An 11,752-nucleotide genomic window follows, 5' to 3' on the forward strand; every position below is an offset into this window, starting at 1 on the left:
GCTACCTCACATCGATGTCGGGGATGATCGTGGATGGCTTGAACACCACTCGATAGTGATAGGTGCTGACGCCGGCCGCCTCGATCTGCTCCGCGAAATACGTCACGTTGTCTGAGAGGCCCAGGAAGTGTTTCTTGTAGGCGTTGGGGCCGGTTTTGCATGTGACCGACAGTTGCCGCAAACCATCGAAGTTGCCGAGGGAGCAAAGCCCCTCAACGGTCAGGATGTAGTCGCCGGTGATGCCGTTATAGAAAACGATGCGACGATTGATCTCGAACATGTCGGCAGCGGTCGAAAGGTTCTTGCTGGCGACGTTGGCTTCATTGGTGCACGCGGCGATGACGGTGGCAGAGCCGATCAGCGCAGATGCAATCAGTGCTCGCTTGATATTCATTTCGGTTCCTCTTTCTCAGCCCATGCGATCAATGCTGTCCCGAGTGTCTGAGCGCCCGAGCCCCAGGCGATCAATTTCCGGCCCGTAGCGATCGCCACCGATTTCACGCAGGCGCGCAGCAAGGACGGCCGCCTGTTGTCTGGCGATGAATGCTTCATGTCTGGCACGATCCAAACCCTCCTCGTTGTGGCGCTCGACGGCCTCACGGATGGCATCCGCGAGATCAGCGGGCACCCGCTTGATCTTCTTCCACCGCAGTCTTTCGACCACCGTGTGAGGCAGGCGCGCCGCACGCGCTGCCTTCCTGACTTGCTCTTTGGCCGAGCCGTCCCCACCCAACAAACGGACGGCTGAAGCCATTTCCAACTGGATGCTCTCTACTCGCATCATTTCTCTATCGCGCCGTGGAATTTCCCGGTCGCGCCTCTGGTTTTCCGCCATTTGGAATTTTCCTCTTGCTACCTTCGTGGCGTTCGAAGTGAGCAACTAAGCCAGCGCCGCTGGCGGATTGGGAAAGATGTACTTGACCCACGACAACTGGAGAGAAACGGAAAGCGTGGGTGATGCTGTTCGCCGCCTCACTGCAATGATCGACGAACGGAATGCGAAGAAACGAAAACACCTTGCCGGCGGGTGCTTGGGGCCGGCAGAAATTCAGGATCGTCCGCTGTCCCCGGACGAAAAGGCGGCTGGCGAGAGCGACAGGGGTTAATGCGCTTCAAGCGGCGGGCCAGTCTACGCCAGACAGGGAGGATGCTGGCGATCACGCTGCCCAAGGGGAACCATGCAGCGGATTGGAAGGGGGTGGCGGACGCGCGGATTTCGGGGGAGGAAGTTTCAGTCAGAGGTACAAGGACACCGCGCGCCCTACCTTGGACGAGCCCTTGCTGACAGATCGCGCGAAAAGACACGCTCCAGAGGATTGGTGATGTCACGCGTCCTCCTTAATCCGAACGTGCGGATTGCGAAGGATACGGTTGAATACTTCGATGGATGTCTTATGGCGCTTGACGGGACGGAACCGCTCAATGCCGAAGGGACGTTCTCTGCCGTCCTTCAGGCGCTTCAGATTCGATGTTGCCTCTTGGAGAAGAACTCCGAGTACTCCCTCTCCGTCCGTCTGGAAGGCCCTGATGGTGTAGACTTGGCCGGCCTTGAGTGGCGTGCCCATCCTGGCCCTGTATGGATAGCGGTCCACATGCGCTGGTTGATCGTCAACGCAAACCACCTTCATGCCGACGTGCCAGCTTGCGTAGCTCATGCGCGCCTCCCGCTTGCATCATCTGTTATTGACGCGACAGATATTTCTTTGCAGCCGCAAGGCATTAGCGGCTCCTAACTAAAGCAGGACGCGAAACGTTCACGCCGAGATTGCAGCCGTTAACGCGACCGTTACCTTTTCCACAGGTGAGTGTTAGAAAATCTGAAAGCGCGCTTGCGAACGTGTCCAGAAATGTCTCAGCCTGAACGTGCGGGGAACAATACCAACAACCTCCCCGCAGGTTTGGGAGGCAACCATGGGCATTGCCCTTGTCGAGCCGGCCATTGTGCCGGATACCTTCGTCACCGGACGCTTGCAGCCAGAGGATCTTGGAAACGGGAACCTCCGCATGACTTTCTATGTCACGCAGCGGTCCTTGGATGGCATCTCCGACGAATGCGTGATCGTCGCCAGGCTGGTGATCTCGTCCGAGACTGTGAAGTCCCTGATACCCTCCACGATGAAGGCTCTTGGGATTTCCTGCTCTGGATGCGAGCGACTGAGGGTGCTGGCGCATTAGGCATCCATCCCCTCGAACAGGTCGGGACGGAGTTGCTGGCGCGGGATGCCGGTGATGTCCTCAAATTCCTTAAGGCGCTTGGCGGGGAGCGGAACCTCCCCGTTCTCCCATCGGATGATCGTGGCCTTGTTGACGCCGAAGAGTGCGGCAACCTCGTCAAGCTTGCGCTTGGCGGTGCCTTTTTTCCTGAAGGAGGCGAAAGCGGTTTTGGTTGGCATTCCCTACATTTCGCAGATTATGCGAATAATGTAAAGAGCAAAGTTCGCACGTTGTGCAGACGACACGTTTTTCCGCTTTGGTAAAATCTGCGACATGCCAAAGCCTGTCCGCCTACGCACCAAACCACGCGCCAACATTGAACCGGCGTTCGATCCCTCGAAGCCGTCCGAACTCAAGATCCATTATATCGGCGAGTGGATGGAGCATCGGGAGAAGACCGTGAAGGACATGGTGGAGGCTTTGGACCTCTCGACCCCCAGCCAGGTTTACCGATGGCTGAAAGGCCAGAAGCCCCACAATGATGAGCTGGTCAGGATTGCCGCCTTTCTGGAGACCGAGCCGGAATCCCTTCTTCGCCATCCTCTTGACGATTGGATGACCCGATTTTTCAGGGGCCGTTCCGAGGAAGAGAAAAGGGCGATCGTTGAAATGATGCAAAAGGCTTGGGGCCGAACTGGTACCAATGGGTAATAGGATATCAAAGACGGAGGGTGAGGTAGCTCACGTCTGTCCCATCCGATTCCGCAGTTCTGTAGCCTACAGGCTCGACACACATTATCGACCAAGATGGATGCCGGATGCTCCCGGCGGCTCCTGAGGGTCTTGCGCTCCTGGTAGATCGGGCATTGGCGCCCAAACCTCACCGCTTTCGTCGTTTATCCACCCTTGCGGGGCGCTCAGGGCCGTCCGAGCCCGCGTGTCTCACCTTATGCACTTTCCTATGCGGGTTAGCCCTCGATGAGCGGCATCTCCGCATGCGCCGGTTTTGTGGAAGGACCGGCAACCCGATGGCGACGCCTTGACAGCAGCAGCGTAATGTTATAACAAAGCTACCAGTTGATGGTTGCAGGTCTCGCCAAAGAAATTCACCATCAGCTCGCCCCGGCGTCTCGTCAACGCGCGGGGCTTTTCCTTTTCTGCCACAGGCGATTCCGGCGTTCAAGAAAATAATTCGCACTTTCTGCGATAAATCGTACTTTGCCCTATTGCCTATTTCGCATTTTGTGCGAATATGTCTCTCAGAGATAGGGAGATCGCAATGACAACCGCCTTGCTCAAGAATGCCCGCGCCGTCCGCAAGCAGCTTCTCGCTTCGGCTCTTTATTCCGCTGCCTCGATCCGCGATGCGGTCGAGCTTGCCGCCGACAACCTTCGCCAGCTTGCCGACGAGGACGAGGCCGACCGCCGCGCCACGGCTTGGGTCTCCCGGCACTTCCCGGCCTAACCACCACCCCACTCTGCCACCCGGCGCCGAAGATAGGGAGATACGAAGATGAGCGCAGCAGCCAAAACCCGCATCTACACGGTTTGTACGACCTACAGCGGAGAACTCGTCAGGCGCATCGAAGCCGAGAGCGAATACGAGGCTCGCTACCTCGTCAGCCGCATCACAGGCCGGTTGCTCGACTCTCTGACCACAAGCGTCAAGCCGGTGGCGTGGCGGTGATTGAAATATCTGAACAGGCTTACTGGTGCGCAGCGATTGCGGTGATCGCACTCGACGCCCTGCTGCTCTGGCTCGGGACGCGTCCGTAGGCTTGAACCACCAACCCCACATCATCTCTTCGCTGAGATGGAAGAAAGGAACAGAGAGATGAGCCAGCGCAAGGAAGACTACATGCGCGGCTACGGCGACGGGTTCAAGGATGGTGTTGCTCACGCGGAAAGTTCCGGGGACGAGACCATCAGCCCATACGAATGGATGGCGCAAGAATTCGATCGCCTAGCTGTCCTGCGCAAGATGTGGACCGCCTTGGAGGTCGCCGCGACGATCCGCAACCACGACATCCATCGCAAACCCGCCCCCTGAACCCCCAACCATCCCCCATTCGCTTCACAGATCGGGGAGAGAAGGAAAACGAAGATGAGCGCTTGCGATGACTTCAGCGTCGAATACGAGTTCGAAGATATCGAGATCGAAGAGGACGGGGTTCACTTCGGCTCGTTCTGGGGAACTGCAGAGCTTGCGCTGAACGACCCGCGTGACGGCGATTTCTACGTCAAGAATATCGCAATCAACGGGCAAAAGCGAGAGCGCCAGACGCTCAAGGGCTACAGCCTGACCGTCATGAAGCGCACCGATGCCGTGCTGCTCCTGCCGTGGCCGGCCAAGGACAACACCACGTTCAAGGCGCGGCTGTTCAGGAAGATCGAGTCGGCTCTCTACGCCAGCCAGGATGCGCGCGAGCGGTTTGCCGGCGAGTTGGAGGCTGCGTGATGGAGCGGAAGGTTATCACGTCGCATGTGTTCCCGCCCATCCCAGTCCGGTGCTTCGACTGGTGCGCGTGGTTCGATGATCTCGGCGCCGACGACAGCCCCTACGGCTACGGGCGAACCGAGGAAGAAGCAATCGAGGATTTGCTCGAAAACTATGGTGAGGACGACTGACATGCCCCGCGACCTGATCGAGGAAATGGCCCTCATCCGCATGAGCCAGCTACAGCGCGAACTCTACTTCGGATGGATAGCAGCTCTGGAGCAGGCAAACCAGCATGAGGAAGCCGATGCGCTTCTAATGCTCGCCGCTCGGGCAGAGACGGAAAGGCAGGCAGCATAATGGACCACCATACGGAAATGCTAAATGCCGCGCTGAAGCTCGCCGACGAGCCCTCTGATGGCTATGGCGCCGGGTTTCTCGAATACCAGGCAAGAACCATCTTCCGCGACTTGGCCCGCATCTATGGCCATGAGGGCGCCAAGGTCGTGTTCACCGAAATCATGCTGTCCGAAGCAAGCCGCAAGAGGATCACGATCGATGTCTGAGAACACGAAACTCTGGGATCTTCTCGGCAGGACCGACCCGTCCCATACCACGCAATTCAAGCGCGGCGGCGGCTTTTCCGGAACCGCCATCAAGCCCATGTGGTCTTACCGCCGTATGACGGAAGAGTTCGGCCCTTGCGGTGTCGGCTGGGGTATCGAGGCGCCACAGTTCCAGGTTCTTCAGGGCGCCGAGGATGAGAAGCTGGTCTTCTGCACCGTTTCCGTCTGGTACGTCCACGAAGGCGAACGCCACCAGTTGGTCGGCGTCGGCGGTGACAAGGCCGTTACCAAGAACAAATACGGGCTCGCCAGCGACGATGAGGCGTTCAAGAAGGCTTTCACCGACTCGGTCACGAATGCCCTGAAATTCCTTGGCGTTGGCGCTGATGTCCATATGGGTCTGTTTGACGACAACAAGTACGTCAACACGATGCGCCATGAGTTTTCAGACGCGCCAGCACAAAAGCCAAGCCGCCATTCTCTCAAGAAGGATATCGGCGACATCACCAAGCCAGACCGCTGGGACGAGTTCGAACGCGAATTGCTCGAATGCACCACCATCCCGCAGTTGAACAAGTTCAAGCTAGCGTGGAGCGCCATCGCCGAGGCTCAGGGCTGGCAGGACGGTGAGCTTGGCTGGCGAACTGTGGCCCGAGAGGAAATCAACAAGCGCCAGCAAGTCATCCTGAACGGGCTGCCTGACGACGACACATTCCCAGGGGACCGCCCCTCGAACGGCAATTACGTTTCCACCATTCAAGCAGGCTGAACCAGAGAAGCCGGGGCCGCAAATGGCTCCGGCGGAAAGGCCAAGGGACATGGCAAAGCGATCAGACAAGCCGGTATACAGCTTCATTCGCAAGGGGAACTGCCTGGTTCCCGAGATGGACTATGACCTTCGCGCGCTCGACGGCGTTGCGAATGGCCAGCGCGTCCGCCTCGATGTCAAGGAATGGCGCAACCTCGATAGGCTCCGCGCCTACTGGTCGCTGCTGCATGAGGCCGTGGCCTCCACAGGCATGTCGATCGCCGCCGAAAAACTTCATGAGGTGATCAAGCTCGAAACCGGCCTTGTCGATCTGGTGCGCCTGCCCAACGGCATGACGGTCGCGATCCCCTCCTCCATTGCGCTGGATCGCATGGCCGAGCCCGAGTTCATCGCCTTCTTCCAGAGCGCCGAGGAATTCCTGGCGCGCGTCTACGGCTTTGTGAGCGAGAGGAGCGAGGCAGCATGATCCGCCAGTCCCGCCAAATCTGGAGACGCGCCCACCCGGTAAAGCTCCCCAGCCGGGATACGAGCGTCCATGCAGAACGTCGCGTGCCGTCACATGGCTACGGAGAACGTATATGACCGACAACGCTGGTAAGCTGCTTTTCGAATGCACCAATACGTGGGCATGGTTTCGCGGCGAGGTCGTGAGCGAGACCGACAAAACGTATCTTGTTCGAACGCCGGGCGGCCAGACAACGCGACGGGCGCATAAGACGGTGCAAGACGTTCTGCTGCCGGCGGATGCGGACCACGTTGCCGCAGAAAAGCGTTACCGGGAAGCCATTCGTAGCTTTGACGATCGAGTTAAAGCCGCCCAACTAGTGCTTAACGCCCTAAAGCATGAGCAAAAACTGGCGGCGATCGCTGCACTCATCACGGTTTCGCCATGACCAGCACCGTGCAAGTCCGCTCCTACCAGCGCCGCAAGCCCGAGCGCTCACCGGAATTCAGGGCGCTCCACAACCGATTGGTCGATGAGGTCGAATATATGCACCTCTCCGATGAACTGGTCCAAGCGCTTTCATTCGTACTGAGTGAAGCCGGGTTTCTGAGGGAGGAGTGAGGGATGGCTCACGCTATTCGCCGCGAAGAAACTGCCTTCAGCCTGTCGCCGATAGATCGGAAGCGGCCGGCAAAGAAGGATGCGGGCTACCTGAAATGGCTGCATGAGCTTCCGTGCCTGGTGACAGGAGCGCGGCCGATCGAGGCCTGCCACGTCTCCTATGCCGATCCTCGCTATGGAAAGCGCGAGCGCGGCAAGTCGGAGAAGGCGGATGACCGTTGGGCCGTGCCGCTTTCTCCCTCAGAGCATCGCCGCCAGCACTCAATGGACGAACGCGCCTACTGGCAGTCGGTTGGCATCGACCCGCTTCAAGTCGCCTTAGCACTCTACGGCTGCGACCGTGACAACACCATGGCCGAGATCATCATTCGAAACGCGAGGATGAGATGAGGACCGAAACGCAAACCGTCCGCATCGGCGAAAACATGGGCCCTATCGACTGGACCTATTCGTCATCGAAGGACATGCCGCAGATGTGGCGCGATGCCGAGTCGAACCCCTCTGACTACCTGTTCAACGGTCGCGCGATCATCGAAATATGCATGTATGACGGCTGGCCCTATTGGGAGCCGCGACCCGCCATCTGCTTCATTGGCCCGCTCAATAGCCCGGAATGGACATTCTTCAACAGCTACGGCGTCCACCCGGAGAGCATCCAGCCGCGAAAGGTGCAACCGTGACCAACACCCCCAAGCCAGTCTTTCCCTGGAAGGCGATGTACGGAAGGATAGAGACGTGAGCATTCGCATCATCGAAGGCGACTGCCGCACGGTTCTTGCCGGCCTGCCCGATGGCTCGGTGAACTGCTGCGTTACGTCTCCACCCTACTTCGGTCTTCGCGACTATGGCGTGGCCGGCCAGATGGGCTTGGAGGCAACGCCGGCAGAGTTTGTCGCCGGGATGGTCGGTCTGTTTCGCGATGTCAGGCGCGTCTTGCGCGATGACGGAACGCTATGGCTGAACCTGGGCGATACCTACCAGAATGCGAAAGGCCAGGCTGGTGGCGTTGACCCGAAACAGCCGGCCCGGCGCCATGGGTTGCGGCCACAAGACGTTACCATTCCCGGCCTGAAGCCGAAAGACCTGATCGGCATTCCGTGGCGGGTTGCTTTCGCCCTTCAGGAGGACGGCTGGTATCTGCGCCAGGATATCATCTGGTCAAAGCCGAACCCAATGCCAGAGAGCGTGCGGGACCGCTGCACCAAGGCGCACGAATACATCTTCATGCTGTCGAAGTCGCGCCAGTATTTTTACGACAACGAGGCGATCAAGGAGCCGATGTCGCTTTCGTCGGTCGAGCGGCTTTCGCAGGACGTTGAAGCGCAGACAGGCAGTGCCTGTGTTCCCGGCAAGACCAACGGCACCATAAAGGCTGTCGGCAAGGTCGATAAGCAGCGGGGCCACGGTCGCCGCCACGCGGGCTTCAATGATCGCTGGGACGCCATGGAACGCGCAGAGCAATGCACCGGCTTGCGCAACAAGCGCAGCGTTTGGGAAGTCGCCACGCAACCATTCTCCGAAGCGCACTTTGCGACCTTTCCACCGGCGCTGATCGAACCCTGCATCAAGGCCGGCTGTCCTACCGGCGGCACTGTCCTAGACCCATTTGGTGGGGCTGGCACGACCGGCCTGGTGGCCGACCGCCTTCAGCGCAATGCCATCCTGATCGAACTCAACCCGGCTTATGCCGAAATGGCCCGCAAGCGCCTTACTGGCGATGCCGGCATGTTTGCAGAGGTAGCTTGACATGACCCCCACCCCCGCTGTCGCCATCCCAGAGACAACACGCGATCTTGAGGCGGTTAGCAATCGCGTCTGGTTCGATACCGAGTTCATCGAGGACGGCAAGACGATCGAGCTTCTGTCCATCGGACTGGTGAAGGCGGACGGCTCAGCCTACTACGCCGAACCAGCCGAGACCGACCGCTCTCGCGCCAGCGAATGGGTGAAGCAAAACGTGCTTCCTCATCTCACCGGGGAGACGAAACCGCGCGCCGAGATCGCCCAAGAGATTATCAAATTCGTTGGCGAAAAGCCAGAATTTTGGGCGTACTACGCGGATTACGACTGGGTTGCGCTGTGCCAGCTTTACGGCACCATGATGGACCTTCCGGCAGGCTGGCCGATGCTCTGCATGGACGTTCAGCAGCTTCGCAAATCCGCCGGCAACCCGGAACTTCCCAAGCAGACTTCTACCGAGCATAACGCTCTTGCCGACGCGATTTGGACGCGAGACGCATTCGCCTATCTCGCCTCCTCCTCGGCAGCACCATCAGGAGAGGCGGATCCGGTGGCGTGGTGCCAGCCGATGAAGAACGGCGAGCACACCCCGCGCAAGTTCATCGTCAGGTTCGAAGACGCCGACATGGGCGACGCGATCTTTGATGATGAAGCCGAAGCGCGGGAATATTTCAAGCGTGTGAATTGGAACTGGAATTGCTATCTGTTCGGCACGTTGCCGCTCGATCCGTCCATCCCCACCCGTCCAGCATCACCCATAGAACAGGGCGAGGTGGAGAGGCTGATCGAGCGGCCGATCCTTTTCATGGACGAGAAGGGCGTCGTTTACACTAGCGACGGCGGCGCCGTGAAGGCTCTGGTCGACGGCTTGCCTGAGCCGACTGTGGGCAGAAAATTGTTGCCGCTGGTCCCCGCCACCGCCCCTGCCGCCCTCCAAGCAGAACTGGCCAAAGCGAAGGCAGCGCTGGAGAAGCAGGAGATTGAGGAGGATCGCGCCGCCACTGCGATGGCCGAGGTCATCCAAGGCTTGCGCGACAGAGCCGCCCGCGCCGAAGCCCTCGCCGCCGCTACCGCAGTATCGGTGCCGGGGATGGTGGAGCTTACCGAGTTTGCGAAGGAGATGTGTCGTGTCGGCTTTGACGGCTCCGACGCCAGCGGCGGCGAGATACTCGAAGCCGCCGAACAACATGGCTTGGTGAGGTGTGAGGCGTATGATCCAGCCGTCCATAGCGGCATCACCAACAGCGAGTACCTGAACCCAGGCGACAGCATCTACGTGTTCGCCGGCCCCCTCGCCGCATCCCCCTCCGCACTGACAGATAGAGGGCGGGGATGAGCGGACCCGACATGTTCGGCTTTGAGCCGACGCTACACCAGAACCAATTGCCGCCGGCCGAGAACAAGTTTCACGTTGGCAACGGCGATGACGGGAAACACTACTGGCTGACGCCACCCGAACTCTATGCCGAGTTGGACGCGGAATTCAACTTCGACTTCGATCCTTGCCCGTTCCCGCTGCCAGAAGGCTTCGACGGCCTGACATGCGAATGGGGCAAATCCAGCTATGTCAATCCACCGTTCGGATCCATCATCCATCAGGGCAAGAAGAAAGGCCCGACTGCATGGGTTCGCAAGGCCATTGAGGAGCATCGTAAGGGCAAGACGGTCGTTCTCGTATACCCGGTCGATAAATGGGTTCTGATGCTCCTTGCCGCCATCGGCACCGAAGTCCGCAACCTTGGCGACGTGCGTTGGCTCGCCACCGAAGATCGATCACAAGGCAAAGGAACCGGCCGTCACATCGCCTGCTTCATTCTTGATGCTCGCCAGGAGCCGTCCAATGCCCGCTAACCCCAACCAGGAGCGGGCCATGCCCGACCATGAGCGCATTTGGCTTGAAAGCGAAAAAACGGCCGATCGCTACACAGGCCGCATGTGGTGCGAAGACAAGGTTTGGCCCGACGACGACAGTGACGGCGAGCCGACTGAATATGTCCGCTCCGACCTCTATGCCGCTCTTCTAGACGAACTGGCACGTCAAGGCGAGGCGTTGAAGCTGGCGAGGGAGGCGCTGGACGCAATGGTTCACGCCGTGTGCGGTGAATCCGGCTTTGCGAATGCTGTCCGAGTGAACAGCGGTTTTGCTTATCCGTGGCCAGCGCTGGATGAGGCGGAGGCTTTGGCAATAGAAGTGATCATGGAGAGGACCGATGAAAAGTACCGTTAAGTTTGACGCCGTTCTCGACATGAACGACCCGCAGTTTGCGGAGAAGCTTCGCGCGGCCATTGGCGCCGAACCGGGCGAGCCCATCGAAGTCAGAACGCCTCAGTTTGACCGAACGGACGGGCTGACAGTTCCGAAGCCTATCATGGACTTCGCCAAGCTGCCCGCTCTTTTTGAGGAAACCCTCAAACAAATCGGCTGCCAGAAATGGGACGAGCCCGACAAGGACGGCAATGTCCTCTGGCTCTACCCGGCGGAATGGTACGACCACATTCCAGAAGGCCACGTCATGCGCTGCATCGACGGCCACGACTACCCGTTCAAGCATGGCGAGACTGACAACGACATGCGCTTCGGCGCGCTCGCCTACGGCTTTCTGAGAAAGGCAGCGCCATGACCGTCACCCGCGCCGCCCGCGCCTTCCTCTCTACACTGGAGGGGAAGTAATGGCTCCTGAGCGCAAGCTGACAGAGGCGCAGCGTGAGGTTCTGTCGCTGATGGGGAACGGTCCCGATCTTCGGAACTTCGATGAATGCTCGCCGCAATGGTGGATCGAGGGACGAGGCGCCGTCTATAAGCGCACGGCCGAATTCCTCGTCAAGCACCGGATGGTTGAGTATTGCGCGCATTGGGGCGGGCAGCCAGGTATTCTTGGCTTTCGCATCACCGAAGCCGGTCGCGCTGCCCTCTCTGCTTTACAGGGGAGGGAAAGGTGAGCCGGCCTCTGGCGCCATCGGAGGTCAAGAGGACGCGCGCGAGCCAGTCGGCTATCCGCGCCGCCCTTGCTGCTTTGAAG

General features: G+C 59.3%; 26 protein-coding genes. 22 read left to right on the forward strand and 4 right to left on the reverse strand.

The annotated features are described in order from the left end of the window. Position 1 precedes the first annotated feature (1 nt). A complete protein-coding gene (locus tag EN846_RS13200) occupies positions 2 to 394 on the reverse strand; it encodes a hypothetical protein (protein WP_189523686.1) in 393 nt (130 codons plus the stop codon). 15 nt (positions 395 to 409) lie between these two features. After that, positions 410 to 835 (reverse strand): hypothetical protein, encoded by a 426-nt coding sequence (locus EN846_RS13205; protein WP_135913864.1) that lies wholly within the window; start codon positions 833 to 835, stop codon positions 410 to 412. Between the two features lie 82 nt (positions 836 to 917). Here EN846_RS13205 and EN846_RS13210 point away from each other — a divergent pair, with 82 nt between their 5' ends. Then, positions 918 to 1,106 (forward strand): hypothetical protein, encoded by a 189-nt coding sequence (locus tag EN846_RS13210; protein WP_135913863.1) that lies wholly within the window; start codon positions 918 to 920, stop codon positions 1,104 to 1,106. A 219-nt stretch (positions 1,107 to 1,325) separates the two neighbouring features. On the opposite strand, the gene EN846_RS13215 is transcribed toward EN846_RS13210, so the two are convergent. Then, complete coding sequence (locus EN846_RS13215; protein ID WP_135913862.1) at positions 1,326 to 1,655, reverse strand: hypothetical protein; 330 nt, start codon at positions 1,653 to 1,655, stop codon at positions 1,326 to 1,328. Between the two features lie 256 nt (positions 1,656 to 1,911). On the opposite strand from EN846_RS13215, the gene EN846_RS13220 reads away from it, so the two are divergent. Continuing rightward, positions 1,912 to 2,175, forward strand: a complete 264-nt coding sequence (locus EN846_RS13220; protein WP_135913861.1) for a hypothetical protein — start codon at positions 1,912 to 1,914, stop codon at positions 2,173 to 2,175. Here the strand turns inward: EN846_RS13220 and EN846_RS13225 are convergent. Then, on the reverse strand, positions 2,172 to 2,393 hold the full coding sequence (locus tag EN846_RS13225) for a helix-turn-helix transcriptional regulator (RefSeq protein ID WP_135913860.1): 222 nt from the start codon (positions 2,391 to 2,393) through the stop codon (positions 2,172 to 2,174). The genes EN846_RS13220 and EN846_RS13225 overlap by 4 nt on opposite strands. Before the next feature lie 94 nt (positions 2,394 to 2,487). On the opposite strand from EN846_RS13225, the gene EN846_RS13230 reads away from it, so the two are divergent. From EN846_RS13230 to EN846_RS13300, 20 genes are all read left to right on the forward strand, one after another. Further along, entirely contained in the window at positions 2,488 to 2,865 is a 378-nt protein-coding gene (locus EN846_RS13230) for a helix-turn-helix transcriptional regulator (RefSeq protein WP_135913859.1), read from the forward strand. A gap of 568 nt (positions 2,866 to 3,433) precedes the next feature. Then, the gene (locus tag EN846_RS13235) at positions 3,434 to 3,619 is read left to right on the forward strand and encodes a hypothetical protein (RefSeq protein WP_135913858.1); all 186 of its coding nucleotides are present in this window, start codon (positions 3,434 to 3,436) and stop codon (positions 3,617 to 3,619) included. A 48-nt stretch (positions 3,620 to 3,667) separates the two neighbouring features. Then, the gene (locus EN846_RS35115) at positions 3,668 to 3,841 is read left to right on the forward strand and encodes a hypothetical protein (protein ID WP_189523685.1); all 174 of its coding nucleotides are present in this window, start codon (positions 3,668 to 3,670) and stop codon (positions 3,839 to 3,841) included. A 147-nt stretch (positions 3,842 to 3,988) separates the two neighbouring features. Continuing rightward, a complete protein-coding gene (locus tag EN846_RS13240) occupies positions 3,989 to 4,204 on the forward strand; it encodes a hypothetical protein (RefSeq protein WP_135913857.1) in 216 nt (71 codons plus the stop codon). Between the two features lie 54 nt (positions 4,205 to 4,258). Further along, entirely contained in the window at positions 4,259 to 4,612 is a 354-nt protein-coding gene (locus EN846_RS13245) for a hypothetical protein (protein WP_135913856.1), read from the forward strand. Further along, positions 4,612 to 4,782: a hypothetical protein gene (locus EN846_RS35120; RefSeq protein ID WP_189523684.1), complete on the forward strand. Its 171-nt coding sequence runs from the start codon at positions 4,612 to 4,614 to the stop codon at positions 4,780 to 4,782. The genes EN846_RS13245 and EN846_RS35120 overlap by 1 nt, the downstream gene beginning before the upstream one ends. Before the next feature lies 1 nt (position 4,783). Beyond that, a complete protein-coding gene (locus EN846_RS35125; protein ID WP_189523683.1) occupies positions 4,784 to 4,951 on the forward strand; it encodes a hypothetical protein in 168 nt (55 codons plus the stop codon). Then, entirely contained in the window at positions 4,951 to 5,157 is a 207-nt protein-coding gene (locus EN846_RS13250; protein ID WP_135913855.1) for a hypothetical protein, read from the forward strand. Before EN846_RS35125 ends, EN846_RS13250 begins: the two co-directional genes overlap by 1 nt. Then, on the forward strand, positions 5,150 to 5,926 hold the full coding sequence (locus EN846_RS13255) for a hypothetical protein (protein ID WP_135913854.1): 777 nt from the start codon (positions 5,150 to 5,152) through the stop codon (positions 5,924 to 5,926). Before EN846_RS13250 ends, EN846_RS13255 begins: the two co-directional genes overlap by 8 nt. Before the next feature lie 49 nt (positions 5,927 to 5,975). After that, a complete protein-coding gene (locus EN846_RS13260; RefSeq protein WP_135913853.1) occupies positions 5,976 to 6,392 on the forward strand; it encodes a hypothetical protein in 417 nt (138 codons plus the stop codon). A 112-nt stretch (positions 6,393 to 6,504) separates the two neighbouring features. Then, the gene (locus EN846_RS13265; protein ID WP_135913852.1) at positions 6,505 to 6,819 is read left to right on the forward strand and encodes a hypothetical protein; all 315 of its coding nucleotides are present in this window, start codon (positions 6,505 to 6,507) and stop codon (positions 6,817 to 6,819) included. Beyond that, a complete protein-coding gene (locus EN846_RS35130) occupies positions 6,816 to 6,992 on the forward strand; it encodes a hypothetical protein (RefSeq protein WP_189523682.1) in 177 nt (58 codons plus the stop codon). The genes EN846_RS13265 and EN846_RS35130 overlap by 4 nt, the downstream gene beginning before the upstream one ends. 3 nt (positions 6,993 to 6,995) lie before the next feature. Next, a complete protein-coding gene (locus EN846_RS13270; protein ID WP_135913851.1) occupies positions 6,996 to 7,382 on the forward strand; it encodes a hypothetical protein in 387 nt (128 codons plus the stop codon). Next, positions 7,379 to 7,672 (forward strand): hypothetical protein, encoded by a 294-nt coding sequence (locus EN846_RS35845; protein WP_245518720.1) that lies wholly within the window; start codon positions 7,379 to 7,381, stop codon positions 7,670 to 7,672. Before EN846_RS13270 ends, EN846_RS35845 begins: the two co-directional genes overlap by 4 nt. A 55-nt stretch (positions 7,673 to 7,727) precedes the next feature. After that, positions 7,728 to 8,738, forward strand: coding sequence for a site-specific DNA-methyltransferase (locus EN846_RS13275; RefSeq protein WP_245518721.1), 1,011 nt, complete (start codon positions 7,728 to 7,730; stop codon positions 8,736 to 8,738). A 1-nt stretch (position 8,739) separates the two neighbouring features. Beyond that, positions 8,740 to 10,068, forward strand: a complete 1,329-nt coding sequence (locus EN846_RS13280; RefSeq protein WP_135913849.1) for a 3'-5' exoribonuclease — start codon at positions 8,740 to 8,742, stop codon at positions 10,066 to 10,068. Continuing rightward, positions 10,065 to 10,583, forward strand: a complete 519-nt coding sequence (locus EN846_RS13285; protein WP_135913848.1) for a DNA N-6-adenine-methyltransferase — start codon at positions 10,065 to 10,067, stop codon at positions 10,581 to 10,583. The genes EN846_RS13280 and EN846_RS13285 overlap by 4 nt, the downstream gene beginning before the upstream one ends. 19 nt (positions 10,584 to 10,602) lie before the next feature. Continuing rightward, entirely contained in the window at positions 10,603 to 10,959 is a 357-nt protein-coding gene (locus EN846_RS13290) for a hypothetical protein (RefSeq protein ID WP_135913847.1), read from the forward strand. Next, positions 10,943 to 11,353 carry a hypothetical protein gene (locus tag EN846_RS13295; RefSeq protein ID WP_135913846.1) on the forward strand — a complete coding sequence of 137 codons (411 nt, stop codon included), beginning with the start codon at positions 10,943 to 10,945 and terminating at the stop codon, positions 11,351 to 11,353. The genes EN846_RS13290 and EN846_RS13295 overlap by 17 nt, the downstream gene beginning before the upstream one ends. Positions 11,354 to 11,402: 49 nt before the next feature. Continuing rightward, positions 11,403 to 11,672 (forward strand): hypothetical protein, encoded by a 270-nt coding sequence (locus tag EN846_RS13300; RefSeq protein WP_135913845.1) that lies wholly within the window; start codon positions 11,403 to 11,405, stop codon positions 11,670 to 11,672. Positions 11,673 to 11,752: the final 80 nt, after the last annotated feature.

Source organism: Mesorhizobium sp. M4B.F.Ca.ET.203.01.1.1 (genome assembly GCF_004791025.1).
Taxonomy (GTDB): domain Bacteria; phylum Pseudomonadota; class Alphaproteobacteria; order Rhizobiales; family Rhizobiaceae; genus Mesorhizobium; species Mesorhizobium abyssinicae.

What these genes read in the sequence shown, in the direction of transcription:
- EN846_RS13200 (WP_189523686.1), bottom strand. Translation starts at nt 394, where the DNA reads ATGAATATCAAGCGAGCACTGATTGCATCTGCGCTGATCGGCTCTGCC.
- EN846_RS13205 (WP_135913864.1), bottom strand. Translation starts at nt 835, where the DNA reads ATGGCGGAAAACCAGAGGCGCGACCGGGAAATTCCACGGCGCGATAGA.
- EN846_RS13215 (WP_135913862.1), bottom strand. Translation starts at nt 1,655, where the DNA reads ATGAGCTACGCAAGCTGGCACGTCGGCATGAAGGTGGTTTGCGTTGAC.
- EN846_RS13220 (WP_135913861.1), top strand. Translation starts at nt 1,912, where the DNA reads ATGGGCATTGCCCTTGTCGAGCCGGCCATTGTGCCGGATACCTTCGTC.
- EN846_RS13225 (WP_135913860.1), bottom strand. Translation starts at nt 2,393, where the DNA reads ATGCCAACCAAAACCGCTTTCGCCTCCTTCAGGAAAAAAGGCACCGCC.
- EN846_RS13230 (WP_135913859.1), top strand. Translation starts at nt 2,488, where the DNA reads ATGCCAAAGCCTGTCCGCCTACGCACCAAACCACGCGCCAACATTGAA.
- EN846_RS13235 (WP_135913858.1), top strand. Translation starts at nt 3,434, where the DNA reads ATGACAACCGCCTTGCTCAAGAATGCCCGCGCCGTCCGCAAGCAGCTT.
- EN846_RS35115 (WP_189523685.1), top strand. Translation starts at nt 3,668, where the DNA reads ATGAGCGCAGCAGCCAAAACCCGCATCTACACGGTTTGTACGACCTAC.
- EN846_RS13240 (WP_135913857.1), top strand. Translation starts at nt 3,989, where the DNA reads ATGAGCCAGCGCAAGGAAGACTACATGCGCGGCTACGGCGACGGGTTC.
- EN846_RS13245 (WP_135913856.1), top strand. Translation starts at nt 4,259, where the DNA reads ATGAGCGCTTGCGATGACTTCAGCGTCGAATACGAGTTCGAAGATATC.
- EN846_RS35120 (WP_189523684.1), top strand. Translation starts at nt 4,612, where the DNA reads ATGGAGCGGAAGGTTATCACGTCGCATGTGTTCCCGCCCATCCCAGTC.
- EN846_RS35125 (WP_189523683.1), top strand. Translation starts at nt 4,784, where the DNA reads ATGCCCCGCGACCTGATCGAGGAAATGGCCCTCATCCGCATGAGCCAG.
- EN846_RS13250 (WP_135913855.1), top strand. Translation starts at nt 4,951, where the DNA reads ATGGACCACCATACGGAAATGCTAAATGCCGCGCTGAAGCTCGCCGAC.
- EN846_RS13255 (WP_135913854.1), top strand. Translation starts at nt 5,150, where the DNA reads ATGTCTGAGAACACGAAACTCTGGGATCTTCTCGGCAGGACCGACCCG.
- EN846_RS13260 (WP_135913853.1), top strand. Translation starts at nt 5,976, where the DNA reads ATGGCAAAGCGATCAGACAAGCCGGTATACAGCTTCATTCGCAAGGGG.
- EN846_RS13265 (WP_135913852.1), top strand. Translation starts at nt 6,505, where the DNA reads ATGACCGACAACGCTGGTAAGCTGCTTTTCGAATGCACCAATACGTGG.
- EN846_RS35130 (WP_189523682.1), top strand. Translation starts at nt 6,816, where the DNA reads ATGACCAGCACCGTGCAAGTCCGCTCCTACCAGCGCCGCAAGCCCGAG.
- EN846_RS13270 (WP_135913851.1), top strand. Translation starts at nt 6,996, where the DNA reads ATGGCTCACGCTATTCGCCGCGAAGAAACTGCCTTCAGCCTGTCGCCG.
- EN846_RS35845 (WP_245518720.1), top strand. Translation starts at nt 7,379, where the DNA reads ATGAGGACCGAAACGCAAACCGTCCGCATCGGCGAAAACATGGGCCCT.
- EN846_RS13280 (WP_135913849.1), top strand. Translation starts at nt 8,740, where the DNA reads ATGACCCCCACCCCCGCTGTCGCCATCCCAGAGACAACACGCGATCTT.
- EN846_RS13285 (WP_135913848.1), top strand. Translation starts at nt 10,065, where the DNA reads ATGAGCGGACCCGACATGTTCGGCTTTGAGCCGACGCTACACCAGAAC.
- EN846_RS13290 (WP_135913847.1), top strand. Translation starts at nt 10,603, where the DNA reads ATGCCCGACCATGAGCGCATTTGGCTTGAAAGCGAAAAAACGGCCGAT.
- EN846_RS13295 (WP_135913846.1), top strand. Translation starts at nt 10,943, where the DNA reads ATGAAAAGTACCGTTAAGTTTGACGCCGTTCTCGACATGAACGACCCG.
- EN846_RS13300 (WP_135913845.1), top strand. Translation starts at nt 11,403, where the DNA reads ATGGCTCCTGAGCGCAAGCTGACAGAGGCGCAGCGTGAGGTTCTGTCG.